This is a genomic window from Sorangium sp. So ce281, assembly GCF_051527395.1.
Lineage (GTDB): Bacteria > Myxococcota_A > Polyangia > Polyangiales > Polyangiaceae > Sorangium > Sorangium cellulosum_B.
The window spans coordinates 8,970,173-8,983,264 of record NZ_CP150322.1 but is presented as its reverse complement, the minus strand read 5'-3'; the positions used below and the strand labels follow the sequence as shown (position 1 = coordinate 8,983,264).

Here is a 13,092-nt window from a genome sequence, read left to right as displayed (position 1 = left end):
GAGGAGCGCGGTGAGGGCGGCGCAGGAGGCGGCGGTGCATCCGCGCTCCCTGCCACGAACCGCGGGCCGGAGTCCCCTGCGGGGCGACTGTCGCGCAAGTTGCGCAAGCTCGCGCCCATTTGAGCAAGCCCCTGCCCGATCCGGACCGCCCGGGGACCGCGGAAAGGCGTGAACCCCGCAAAAGCCGCATGGCCCGACTCCTGCCAAGGGAACTATGCCTCCGCAACACGGCGACGGACCCCGATGGCGCGTCGCCGAGGCGTCCTCGACACGGCGATCGCCGCGTCGAGCAACGCGTCGATCCTTCGCTTCGACGCTGCGCATGTCGCCGCCGCGGAGGAAGGTGCTCGTGCATTGCAACCGCCTCGCCGGGAGCGGCGAGGCCCCATGGAGAGACATCATGAACGTTCAGCGTCGTATCCACAATCATCGATTCGCCTCCGCGCTCTGGCTCGCGCTCTCGATGGCCCCGTTCGCCGCGGGCTGTCAGGTGGAGATGGCCGACGAGGCCGTCGAGCCGATCGCCTCCGAGGCGCAGGAGGCGAGGGCAGGCGGCACCCTCTCGGTGGCCCTCTGCGGCGGCTTCCTCGGGCTCACGTGCAAGCCCGGCTTCTTCTGTGATTACGAGATCGAGGCCATGTGTGGCGCGGGCGATCAGTGGGGCGCCTGCACGCCCATCCCGAAGATGTGCACGAAGGAGTACGACCCTGTCTGCGGCTGCGACGGCAAGACGTACGGCAACGAGTGCGCCGCGAACGCGGCGGGCGTGTCGGTGGCGTCGCTCGGCGAGTGCGGGGCTCCCGAGGAGCAGGCGTGCGGCGGCATCGCCGGCCTCGCGTGCGAGCGCGGGTTCTTCTGCGACTACGGCCCGGAGGCCCAGTGCGGCGCGGGCGATCAGACGGGCACCTGCGAGCGCATCCCGGAGGCGTGCCTGGACGTGTACGACCCGGTCTGCGGCTGCGACGGGAAGACGTATGGCAACGCCTGTTATGCGAACGCGGCGGGCGTGTCGGTGGCGTCGTCCGGCGAGTGCGGGGCTCCCGAGGCGCAGGCGTGCGGCGGCATCGCCGGACTCGCGTGCGAGCGCGGGTTCTTCTGCGACTACAGCCCGGAGGCCCAGTGCGGCGCGGGCGATCAGATGGGCACGTGCGAGCCCACCCCGCGGGCCTGCCTCCAGGTGTACGACCCTGTCTGCGGCTGCGACGGCAGGACGTATAGCAACGCCTGCACCGCGAACGCGGCGGGGGTGTCGGTGGCGTCGCGCGGCGCTTGCGACGCGCGCCTGTGAAGCGCGGCGCTTGCGACGCGCGCCTGTGAAGCGCGGCGCTTGCGACGCGCGCCTGTGAAGCGCGGCGCTTGCGACGCGCGCCTGTGAAGCGCGGCGCTTGCGACGCGCGCCTGTGAAGCGCGGCGCTTGCGACGCGCGCCTGTGAAGCGCGGCGCTTGCGACGCGCGCCTGTGAAGCGCGGCGCTTTAGTCAGGTGCTCGAGAACGCCGTCCGTCGGATGTTGCGTTACCTCCGCCGGCACGGCTCGCGACCAGCATCCCGCCCCCGCGCTTCCACACCGTGAAGTACGCGGGGGTGCTCGCATCTGCGAGCCCGTGGCGCCAGCGCATCGGACCGCGCCCTGCGAAGCCGCAACAGCCCGCGAAGGCCGACGACGAGCCCGCTCCCGAACGCAAGCGGGGCGGCTATCGGGCGGCCGGCAAACCGCGCCGAGCTTCTGCGCCGCACGTTTGCGATCGATGTCCTCGAGTGCCCGGCCTGCAAGGGCAGGATGAAGCTCGTCGCCATGATCACCGAGCCAAGGAGCATTGCCCGCTTCCTCACCGCGCTCGGCGAGCCGACCGACGTTCCACGCCGCCGAGCCAGGGATCCGCGCCCCGGGTCCGTCTCCTCGACGACCCGCGGGCAGCGACCCATGGAGGAGCGCGGTGGATGCAGCGGCACCGGCGCTACCGTGGGGACGAGCGCCTCGTCCGCGCTTCGCCCGCTGAGCAGCGGGGGGACATTTCCCGCGAAGCCGAGCGGCAGGCTCGTCGTAGGTGCAGGGTGGAGACGCCGCGAGCCGGTGCGGCTCCGACCTCCTCCGCGCTCGGGTCTCGTCCACGGCCCGGTCGTGAAGCCGGTGAACCGCGTCGAGCTCCACGCTGGAGCCGCGTTCGGCAGAACAACCCTCGTCGATTGGAGAAGGACATGCTGCAAGGCCATCGTAACGCGTTTACGTCCATGAGCCCGCTCGCGAATGTCTCGGTGCACCGCACGGCGCGGGGCCCTGAACGACATGTGCGGTTTCGCTCTTCGTTCGGTCCGCTGCTCCTCGCAGCGCTGGGCGCCGCGCTGACCGTCTCCGCCGCGCCGACGTCCGCCGAGGGCCCTCGGCAACACGGCCGAGTTCAAGCCCTGGGGCATCAAGGAGAACCGTTGCATCGCTTACGACTGGAGGACGACTCTCGTCGAATACAGCTTCGATTGCGTAGAGCAGTATGCGATCCACGAGATGGGACATGCCATCGGCTTCGAGCATGAGTGGCATCACCCGCTGACCCCTTTCGACTGCAGTGATCGAGCGCCGATCTCCACCTCCAACACTGCCAGCGTGTGGCCTTCGAGCCAGCCCGCCATCATCGTGAACCCTGGCTTCTATGACTACGACTCCATCATGACGTACGGCAGCGGATGTGCGCACCAAGATGGTGTTCGCTTCGGGAGCCCCAACCTCAGCCCGGTGGACATCCAGGCGGCCACCACGGTGTATCCGCCCGTCGCCGGAGCGGCCGATGTGTGCAATCCAGGCTGGTTCGAAGGGAAACGCTGGTTCTGCGCCGCTCGCCCCACTGTACAGGTAGGGAACTCTTGCTCCTCGGGATGGGTGGAGTGCCTCCCGCGATGCAACCCCCGGCCTTTCGGGAATGAGTGGTGGACCTGCCCAACGAACCCCTATACCACCACAGGCCAGAGCTGCTCCGCCCCCTGGGAGCTCTGCGGCTATTAAGAAATCATCTCGGAACACCGCGCTACCCTGAGATCGCCCGCCCTCGGAGGGCTCCACGCCCCGGCGGGCGTCCGCGCTCGCGCGCACGGAGGCGCCCGGCGCACGCCGGTGCCTTCTGCTGCGCTCCGCCGGCGCTCCGGAGCGTACCGTGAAGGTCCTTCTCGTCGCGCCGCCCAGCATGGACCTCGACGGCGACCGCCTTGTCCCCGCGGAGATGGACGCCGTCCGCGTTTGCCCGCCGTACGGCGTCTATTGGCTCGCGTCGGTCCTGCGGCAGAGCGGCCACGAGGTGGTCATCGCCGACCTCATCGCCGGAGGCTCGAGCCGCCTCGACCCATTCCTCCCTCACCTCGCCGACGCTGGCCTCGTCGGCATCTCCGCGACCTCGCTCTGCTGGGCGACGGCGGCCGACGTGATCCGACAGATCCGCGCGTGCCGCGAGGACGTGCCGATCGTCGCCGGCAACATCCACGCGACGCTGTTCGACAGCTACCTCCTCCTCCGCTTTCCCATCGATTACATCGTGCGCGGAGAGGGCGAGATCGCGCTCCCGCTCCTCTGCGCCGCGCTCGAGCGCGGTCGCGACGTCGCGGAGGTGCCGAACCTCTCCTTCCGGGCACCGGACGGCAGCGTCGCGCGCACGAAGCCTGGGAATCGTATGCAGAGGTCGAGAAGACCCTCCGCTTCGCGGCGGACCTGTTCGGCACCCGCGTCACGCGCCGGCGCCTTTGCCACGAGCCGGCGCGGTCGTCGTCGCCCGCGCCGCCGCGCGTACCTCGTCGCGCAAGAGCCGTCCATCGCGCGGTCACTAGCGAAAACTGGGCCGGGCCGTGCTCGGAGGGTCGGACCGAGGCGGACCAGGCGTGGGCCGTCGGGCGCAGAACCGAATACGAGGTGCGCCGGTATAACCGCCGTTCGCACTCGGGCGCCGCGTGGCCGCGAAGAGCGCCGCCGTCCAGACGCACTTCCCCTCGCGATGAAATCGTTCAACGACGACGGCAATTTCGATAAGCTGCGCTTCACAATCGCGGTGGAGCCGCGATCGTGTTATGCGCAGCAGATGCCCGTACACCGCCTAAAATTTTCTTCTTCCGCCGTCCTCTCGTGTGTGGTGCTGCTCGTCGCGGCGTGCAGTGACGGCGCCGACTCGCCTGGCACGACGACGGGCGGAACCGCGAGCACGGCCAGCGCCGGGACCACGAGCGGCAGCGGGACAGCGGCGGGCGGCGGCTCGCCCGGCAGTTCCGGCTCGAGCGCGACCAGCGGGGGCGCGGCGAACGCCGGTGGAGGAGGCACGGCCGGCGGCGGCACCGGGGGCGCCGGCGGAGCGGGCTCGGGTGGCATGGGCGGCGTATCCGACGGCGGCGGAGGTACCGCGGGCGACGGAGGTGACGCAGGGGGCAGCGCTGGCGAGGGCGGCGGCCCGGCATTCCAGCCCTGCCCGGCGAGCGGCTCCTGTAAGATCATGCCCTTCGGCGATTCAATCACGCAGGGTTTCAACGTCGCCGGCGGCTACCGCGCCCCGCTGTTCCACCTCGCGCTCGAAGCGAACCGCGACATCACCTTCGTCGGTTCCGCCAATGATTACAGCGTGCCCATGGTGGACGGAGTGACGTTCCCGAGGAACCACGAGGGTCACGGCGGCTGGACGATCGAGGGCAACAACGGCATCGCGCAGCTCGTGGGCACCAGCATTCCGAATTACAAGCCCAACATCATTACGTTGATGATCGGAACGAACGACATCAACGGTAACATCAACCTTGCGGACGCACCGAATCGCCTGGGCAAGCTGCTCGACTCGATTTTCATGCGTGATCCGAACATCCTCGTGGTGCTCGCGCAGATCGTGCCGACGAGAACGGACGCCACGAACAACGCCGTCAAGGCCTACAACGCGGCCATGCCCAACCTGGTTTCGACGCGCGTCAGCAAGGGGCAGCACATCGTGCTGGTGGACATGTACACAGCGTTCACCAACGACACGAACTACAAGCAGTCCCTCTTCGCCGACAATCTCCATCCGAACCAGGCAGGGTATAACCGCATGGCCGATGTTTGGTTCCAGGCGTTGAGTCCGTACCTTCGCTGAAATCGAAAGGCGAACGCCACCAACGCTCGAGCAGGTTCGCGGCGCACGCCGCGACGCTCTCGGCCCCGCCACTTCGGTTCGCCGCGCCGCACTTCTTCGCGCAGCGATCCGGCTTCTTTTACCTACGCGCCGCGCCCGTCCTTCAGCACCTCGATGCGGTCGGTCGCAAACGGCGGACGCGCGCAGCACCGGAGCAGACGCTCCCGTCCCTCGTCGTCGTTCGCGGCGATACGCACACCACAGTGCACGTCGAAGCCGTCGTACGACGCGGCTCGGCTTGTCGGCGAACGGTTCGTCGTCGTCTTTGCCCTTGCGCGCGAAGGGGCGCGCGAGGAAGGTCCCTCGCGACAGCGCAATGCGGGTCATGTCCGCCATCGGCGACAGGGCCGCTCCTTTGCTTTCGCGCTCTTCGGCGGGGCGCCCGTCGAGGCAGCCGTGACGGCGCTGTGCGCCTATATCGCCGCGCATGTGCCGCTCGCAGTCGCGCGCTACCTCGAGGAGAGGCGGGCGGCCGGGTTTCGGACGCGTCACGGGAGCCGACGCTCGGGCAACGCACGTGCCTCGGATCGCGAAGCGCGCTCGGAACGGTCCATTCGCCCCCGCGCCGCGCGCGTGCTAACGCCGGGCGGATGCGTCCCTCGACCATTTCGAACGTGCCTTTTTCTCGATTGCTCTTCGCCTCCGTCGCGCTCTCGGCGTGCACGCCGCCCGCGGCGACGACCCCCGCCGCGGCGCCCGCCGTTCCTCCCGAAGCTTCGGCGCGCGCGGGCGCGCACGCGGCGCCCGCCGCGTGTCCGGCGGTAGGTGAGGTAAAATCTTTCCTTTTGCGACACGCGCAGGCGTACGGCACGCCCGACGCCATCCTCGCGTCGCTCCCGCGCACGTTCCGGATGGAAGTCGAGACCGAGGGAAAGAAGGGCTCGTACGAGCTCGCGCTCGATCGCACGCGCTTCCGCGCCGTGCAGGAACTTGCGGGCGTGCGAGACGCCCGCGGCGTCAACGCCGAAGGGCCCTGGCAGCTCGGGGTGCCCGACGTCTTCGTGCGTCTGCGTCCGGAGGAGGCCGTCTCGCTGATGATCGATGGCTTCGTGGCGCGTCGCGAGTACGTCGTTGCGTTCGATCCCGCCCGTGACAAGGTGCGCTGCGCGGACGACGCGCCCGGTCGCGTGACGATCGCGCTCGATCTTCCGCCCGTCGGCTCGCCCGAGCTCGAGTTCGCTCTCGACAACGCCGCGCTCGTCGCCGTCACCTCGAGCCGAGCCGACGGCGAACGAGCGACCGTCCGCTTCGACGCCTGGACGAAGCCAGACGCGCGCGGCGTCAGCTGGCCGGCTTCGACGACGCGCCTCCGCGCCGTCGCCGAGCCGGAAAAGCGAACGCTCGTCGCCGCCGACGAAGGGCTCTCCTGCCCGGCCGAGCCCCCTGGCAAGGAGCGCGCGCAGGGCGAGGCGTGCCTGGCGCCACCACACCCGCGCCTCGAGATCGCCTGGCCGGCGTCGGGCGTGGTTCGCGTTCCGATGAAGCACTACCTCGGCGAGGTCTCATTCCGGGCAAAGATCGGCGGGCGAGAGACCTGGGCGATGCTCGACTCGGGCGCCAGCTTGACCGTGGTCGACGCGACGACGCAAGCGGGCGCGACGTTCGTGTCGACGATGGAGGTGAGCGGCACCGGCTCGACGCAGAAGATCCGCGTCGGGCTCGGCGAGCTCCCGTCGCTCGATGTCGGCGGTCTCGCGCTGCGCCGCGTGCCGACGGTGAGCGTGCCGATTCCCATGCTCGAGGCGTTCGGCAATCGACGCCCGGAGGTCATCCTCGGCTATTCGTTCTTCCTCGCCAGCGTCGTGCGCGTCGACTATGCGAAAGAGGAGCTCGTCTTCGCGCGATCGACGAAAGGGCTCGTTGACCCCGGTGCGACGTCGATCCCGTTCCGCATCGAAGAAGACAGATGGGTTACCGACGTGCTCCTCGACGGGACGCCGGCGCCCGTCCAGATCGACACCGGAAATTCCAAGGGCATCAGCCTCGTCAAACGCTGGGCCGGCGCGCACGGCTTCCCTGGAACGCGCCCCGCGCTCGCGGCGTCGGGGCGCTCGGGCGCCGGCGTAGACGCGACGTCGTCGACGCTCTTCCGCCTCGCCTCCGCGAAGCTCGGACCGATCACGCTCGAGGATCGCGTGGTCTCGATCGACGATCCGCCGGGGACAGGACACATCGCAGGGCTGCTCGGCAACGACATGCTCGCGCGGTGCGGCGCGGTCGTGTTCGACGTCGCGACGCGCACGATGCACCTCGTTCCGCCGTGCGATCGCCCGCGCCCGGAGGCGCTCGCCGGGTGGAAACTCGCGAAGAAGGAGTCGCCCGAGGCAAAGGGACGCCCATGGATCATCGAGCGCGTGTTGCCGGGCAGCGCGGCGATAGAGGCGGGGCTCACGCCGGGTGACCGGATCCTCGACGTCGGCGGGATCGCCGCGGAGCTCGACGTCTCGAACATCCAGAAGCCCATCGAGCAGAAGCCCGGCACGAAGGTCGTCGTGAATTACGTGCGCGATGGGAAGCGGGAAAAGACGACGATGGTGTTGAAGCGGGTGCTTTCGAACTGACGACGCAGGGCCCCGGCCTGTACGGCTCGCCTCTCCACGCTGGCCCTGACGAATTCCCCGTCTTTTTCTCTACCGGGAAGCCATCCCCTGTGACCCGAACGATCCTCCCGTGCTCGACCTGGCTGCCTTGCGTCCGGAAGCCCCGGGCCTCGCGACCGTGCTCCTTCATCTCCATCGCGTGTTCGAGAGGCTCGTCCCCATCGCGCGCTCGACGGTCTCGGTGATCGTTGAGGGCGAGACCGGCACTGGCAAGGAGGTGATGGCGCGCGCCCTCCACGCGCTCTCGCGGCGGACCGGCGATTTCGTTGCCGTCAATTGCGGCGCGCTCCCGAAGGACCTCGTGGAGGCCGAGCTCTTTGGCCACAAGAAGGGGGCTTTTCGGCCTGCTCACCGGCGCGATCCTCGCTCGCCTCCCGCCGGAGCACGCCGCGCGGGTCCGGCTCCACCCGCGCGCGGCGAGGGCGATGCTCCGCCACGATTGGCCGGGGAACGCGCGGGAGCTGGAGAGGTGCCTCGGGACGGCGGTCGTGCTCGCGGGGGCGGAAGGGCAGGTGGGGCTGGAGCACCTTTCCCCTGCGGTGCAGCGCCGTGCTGGAGGGGCCGGAGGCAGGGGATGCCGCGCGGCGGGAGGAGCTCGCCCGGCTGCTCGGCGTGCACAGAGGGAATATCACCGCCGTGGCGCGCGAGATGGGCAAGGCGCGGATGCAGATCCAGCGCTGGCTGAAGCGGTATGGCATCGACGCGGAGCGGTTCCGGAGATAGCCGTGCTCCTGACCACAGCCCCCGTACATGCAGGGTGCTACGAGGACTGCCACACCTGCAACCCATGCCTCGGCGAGACCTCTGCGCACGCTGTCGCCTACAGCCCGCCCGCCTGCGGGTTGGGGCGACGTTCCTCACGCTCTGGCGCTGAGCTCTCGGGTCCCGGGCACAAGCCTCGCGCGTCAGCCACCCCGCCGTTCACGGGTGCACGCGATGTGCCGGCGATGTGCTACAGCAGGCAGCGAGCGGCAGGCGTTCTCAGGTCGAGCCTCTGGGCAACCCTCACCCGCCGCCGAGCCCACCCTGATGGTCGAATTGAATCTCCTCCCCGCCGACGCGACTCCAGCCCGCGATCTGACTGACGACGAGGTCGCCCAGCTCCGGGAGGACCTCCTCTACGGCCCCGTGGACGACAGCACGTTCGACGCGCTCTACGCCGCGCCGATTCGCGACAGATCCAGGCAATTCTGGACCACCGCGGATATCGCCCGCCAGGCGGCCTCGCTGTTCGCGCGCCACAACGCCCGACGGGTGCTCGACATCGGCTCCGGGCCCGGCAAGTTCTGCCTCGTCGCCGCGTGCACCCGACCGGACCTCGACTTCACGGGCGTCGAGCACCGGGCTCACCTCGTCGAGGCCGCTCGAGCGGCCGCGCAGCGCCTCGGCCTCGACAACGTCCGGTTTTTCCTGGCCGACGCGACCGACCCCGCCTGGTTCGGGTTCGACGGCTTCTACCTCTACAACCCGTTCGCCGAGAACATCTATTCGGTCGACGATCATCTCGACGACACCGTGGCGCTCTCCCGGCGCCGCTTCATGAACGACGTCGGGCGAGTGACTCGTTGTCTCGCGAACGTGGCGGAGGGCACGTGCGTCGTGACCTACAACGGCTTTGGCGGTCCCATCCCCTCGACCTTCAAGCTCGTGCACGCCGAGCCGGCGGGCTGCGACTGGCTTCGCCTCTGGGTGAAGCAGCACGAGCCGGCGGATCCCGGGGGGTACTACCTGGAGGGGGACGACGACGTGACGCTGGTCCGCGGTGAGCTGTCGGACCTCAAGGAGAGGCTCGCCGAGCTGCTGTGAGGGCCGGTCCGCCCGCGAGGCGCGCGCCGCCATCCGCGCTGTCCGGCGCGCCGCCGGTGCCCGCGCCCAGCGCGCCGCGCTCGTCATTCCGGCGGGGCCAGAAGGAGCGTGAAGAAGAGCGTGGTGCCAACTCCTGGGTGGTGCGGTCATTTGCCCCGAGAGGGTCCACATGAAGGCGGGAAGGCGGGAAGATCCTTCAGGTTTTCTTCCCGCCTTCCCGCCTTCATGTTCAAATGACTGCACTACCAACTCCTGGCCGACTCTCCGCCCAGATCCTCCCGCCGTGGGCCTCCACGAGGCCCTTCGCGATCGTGAGCCCCAGCCCAACTCCCAGGCGCGCCGTCTCCGGCGCCTGCCAGGATGGCGGATCCGGCCGGCTGCGCACGCCCGAGGGCGCGGAGCTCGCCTTTCGCGCGCGCCCCGCGGCGCTCGACCGCATCGAGGGCCTCTACGCGGCGGTCGACGGCGGCTGCCGCACCGGCGCAGTCGTCTTCACGCCGTCTTCACGCCCGACCGCCCGCTCCGGCGTTGAATCCAGCCCCCGTCCGATCGAAGGTCGGCGCATGGCGGACGCAGCTCGGCCGCGGACGCGGCACCTTGCCCTGCCCGCGTCGCGCTTCATCGGCCGGGAGGGCGAGCTCGCCGCGATCGCCGAGCTGCTCCGGCGCGGCGAACGGCTCGTCACCCTCTGGGGCCCGGCCGGCATGGGCAAGACGCGGCTCGCCCTGGAGCTCGCGAGCCGCTGGGCCGAGGCGCACGCCGGCGAGGCCGTGTGGCTCTGCGAGCTCACCGCCTGCCGCGACCTGCGCGCCGTCTGCGGCGCGGTCGCGCGCGCGATCGGGGCGCAGGTCGCGGCAGGGCGCCGGGAAGCGACGCTCGTCGAGCGGATCGGCCGCGCCCTGGCGACCGAGGGGCCGGCGCTGCTCGTGCTCGACAACCTGGAGCACGTGCTCGAGCAGGCCGCGCCGGCCCTCGACGCGTGGGTGCGCGCGGCGCCCGAGCTCCGCTTCCTCGCGACGTCGCGCGAGCGCACCCGCCTGGCAGGGGAGATCAGCTACGAGCTCGGCCCCCTCGGCCTCCCCGCGGAGGGCTCGACCGAGCGCAGCGCGGCGGTGGCGCTCTTCCTCGATCGCGCCGCGGCCCACCGCGCTTCCGCGCCGCCGCCGCCGCCCGGCGACGAGCACCTCGCCGACGTCGCCGCGCTGGTGCGGCGGCTCGAGGGCATCCCGCTCGCGATCGAGCTCGCCGCGGCGCGCGAGGGCGTGCTCGGCGTGCGCGGCCTGCTCGCGCGGCTCGGGAGCCGGCTCGATCTGCTCGCGGGCGCGGCGCGCGGCCGGGAGGCGCGGCAGGCGACGCTGCGCGGCGCGATCGAGTGGTCGTGGGACCTCCTCGACGACCGCGAGCGACGGGCGCTCGCCTGCTGCTCCGCCTTCCACGGGCCGTTCACGCTCGAGGCGGCCGCCGCCGTCCTCGCGGAGCCCGACGCCGCCGCGATCGATCGGATCGAGGCGCTGCGCGACAAGTCGCTGCTCCGCGCGGCGCCCCCGAGGAGCGACGGGGCGACGCGCTTCGCGCTCTACGAGGTGGTGCGGGAGCTCGCCGCCGAGAAGCTCGCCGAGCGCGGGGAGCGCGAGGCGGCGATCGAGCGGCACGCGGCGTTCTACCTGGCCGCCGGCGAGGCGGCGGCCGCGGACTTCGAGCGGCGCGGCGCGCTCGAGGCGCTCAACCGCATCGCCGGCGATCTGGAGGAGCTGCTCGCCGTCGCCGAGGGCGCGCTCGCCCTGGCGACGGCGCCTCGCGTCGGCTCCGGGGCGGCGGCCGAGCGCGCGCTGCGGGCGCTCGGCGCCATCGAGCCCGTGCTCAGCACCCGCGGCCCGTTCGGGGCGCAGCTCGAGCTGCTCGACCGCGCGCTCGCGGCGGCCGAGGCGCTCGCGGCAGATCCGCGCGTCGTGGCCCGCGCGCTCGCGGCGCGGGGGCGCGCGCGGCGGCTCCGAGGGCAGGCGGAGGCCGCGCTCGAGGACCTCGAGCGCGCCCGCGCGCAGGCGGCGGCGCTCGGCGCGGAGGCGCTCCTCTCGGGGATCGTCACGGACCTCGGCGTGCTCCACCACGGGCGGCGCGACATGGAGCGCGCGCGCGACCACTACGCGCAGGCGCTCGCGCTCCACCGCGCCCTCGGCGATCGCCGCGCCGAGGGGCGGGTGCTCGGCAACCTCGGCGCGCTCCACCACGACGAGCGCCGCGAGGGCGAGGCCGCCGCCTACTACGAGCAGGCGATCGCGATGGCGGCGGAGATCGGCGACGGCCGGATGGAGGGCATCTTCTCGACGAACGCCGGCCTGCTCGAGCAGGAGCGCGGGGCGCCGGCGCAGGCGCGGCGGCGCTACGAGCGCGCCGCCGCGATCCTCGGCGAGGTGGGCGATCTCCGGTTGCTCGCGATCACGCTCGGCAACCTCGGCGCGCTCCACCACGAGGAGGGGCGCCTCGCCGATGCGCGCGCGTGCCACGGCCGCGCGGTGGGGCTGCTCCGCGAGGTCGGGGACCGCCGCTCCGAGGGGATCGCCCTCTGCCGCCTCGGGGCGGCGCTCGCGTCGGTCGGCGAGGTGGCGGAGGCGCGGCGCGCGATCGAGCCCGCGGATCGGCTGCTCGCGCAGCTCGGGGACGAGCCCGACGTGGAGCTCGCGCGGGTGGCGTCCGGCTTCGTCGACCTCGCGCTCGCCCAGGCGGCGCGCCGCGCGGGGCGGGGGGAGGAGGCGGCGGGGCACGCGGGCGCGGCGCGGCGCAGGATCGCGCGCGCCCGGGAGGGATCGCCGTCGAGCGCGAGCCGATCCGACGACGTGCGGCTGCTGCTGCGGATCCTGGAGCGCACCCTGGCGGCGCTGGGCGGCCTGCCCGAGGCGCGGGCGGAGGACGACCTCCTCCTGACCGAGGGGGCGCGCTTCGTCCGCCCGCCGGGCGGCGGCTGGCACGACCTGCGCGAGCGCCACGCGGCGCGGCGCCTGCTGCACGCGCTGGCCGAGCAGCAGCGGTCTGCGCCGGGCCGAGGGCTCTCGCTGGCCGCGCTGAAGGAGGCGGGGTGGCCCGGCGAGCGGATCTTGCCGGAGGCGGCGGCGAACCGGATCTACGTGGCGATGAACCAGCTGCGGAAGCTCGGGATGAAGCCGTGGCTCCGGAGAGACGCGGAGGGGTACTCGCTGGATCCGGCGCTGCCGGTCCACTACGTCGCGGTGGAGCCGGCCGCGGGGGGAGGGGGCGATTCGCGCGGGGGGAAGCGGCGGTAGGGGGCTGTTGCCGGCTGCCCGGCCCCCGGAGAGGGTGTTGTTGGGGCGGGGTGGGGGCCCCGCCGAACTCGGCGGAGACATGGCGCATCCGGCGCCGCCGGATGCGCCATGTCTCCGCCTCAAACATCGGCCCATCCCCCACCCCGCCCCAACAACACCCTCTCCGGGGGCCTGCGGAATCGATGGCAAGCAAGGACGGCAGCACCGGGGAGGAGGGCGTGCGAATCGGTTTAAGAGCGGATTAAGGGGCGGTCCTGCGGCCGGAACGTAGCCTGTCGGGC

Annotated in this window: 7 protein-coding genes and 1 pseudogene; 7 read left to right on the top strand and 1 reads right to left on the bottom strand. The window is 71.7% G+C overall.

Going from position 1 to position 13,092, the window contains the following annotated elements; all coding sequences use genetic code 11:
- Positions 1–400 precede the first annotated feature (400 nt).
- From WMF27_RS34015 to WMF27_RS33990, 6 genes and pseudogenes are all read left to right on the top strand, one after another.
- Entirely contained in the window at positions 401–1,288 is an 888-nt protein-coding gene (locus tag WMF27_RS34015) for a Kazal-type serine protease inhibitor family protein (protein ID WP_437764708.1), read from the top strand.
- A 1,856-nt stretch (positions 1,289–3,144) separates the two neighbouring features.
- On the top strand, positions 3,145–5,088 hold the full coding sequence (locus WMF27_RS34010; RefSeq protein WP_437764709.1) for a GDSL-type esterase/lipase family protein: 1,944 nt from the start codon (positions 3,145–3,147) through the stop codon (positions 5,086–5,088).
- A gap of 824 nt (positions 5,089–5,912) precedes the next feature.
- Positions 5,913–7,688, top strand: a complete 1,776-nt coding sequence (locus WMF27_RS34005; protein ID WP_437764710.1) for an aspartyl protease family protein — start codon at positions 5,913–5,915, stop codon at positions 7,686–7,688.
- A gap of 109 nt (positions 7,689–7,797) precedes the next feature.
- Positions 7,798–8,073 (top strand): annotated as a pseudogene (locus tag WMF27_RS34000) (sigma 54-interacting transcriptional regulator); the annotation flags it as partial.
- Between the two features lie 203 nt (positions 8,074–8,276).
- Positions 8,277–8,450, top strand: coding sequence for a hypothetical protein (locus WMF27_RS33995; protein ID WP_437770003.1), 174 nt, complete (start codon positions 8,277–8,279; stop codon positions 8,448–8,450).
- 306 nt (positions 8,451–8,756) lie between these two features.
- Positions 8,757–9,533, top strand: coding sequence for a methyltransferase domain-containing protein (locus WMF27_RS33990; RefSeq protein WP_437764711.1), 777 nt, complete (start codon positions 8,757–8,759; stop codon positions 9,531–9,533).
- 229 nt (positions 9,534–9,762) lie between these two features.
- Here the strand turns inward: WMF27_RS33990 and WMF27_RS33985 are convergent, their stop codons facing one another.
- Positions 9,763–9,972, bottom strand: coding sequence for an ATP-binding protein (locus WMF27_RS33985; RefSeq protein WP_437764712.1), 210 nt, complete (start codon positions 9,970–9,972; stop codon positions 9,763–9,765).
- 124 nt (positions 9,973–10,096) lie between these two features.
- Between WMF27_RS33985 and WMF27_RS33980 the strand changes: the two genes are divergently transcribed.
- Complete coding sequence (locus WMF27_RS33980; RefSeq protein ID WP_437764713.1) at positions 10,097–12,811, top strand: ATP-binding protein; 2,715 nt, start codon at positions 10,097–10,099, stop codon at positions 12,809–12,811.
- Positions 12,812–13,092 lie beyond the last annotated feature (281 nt).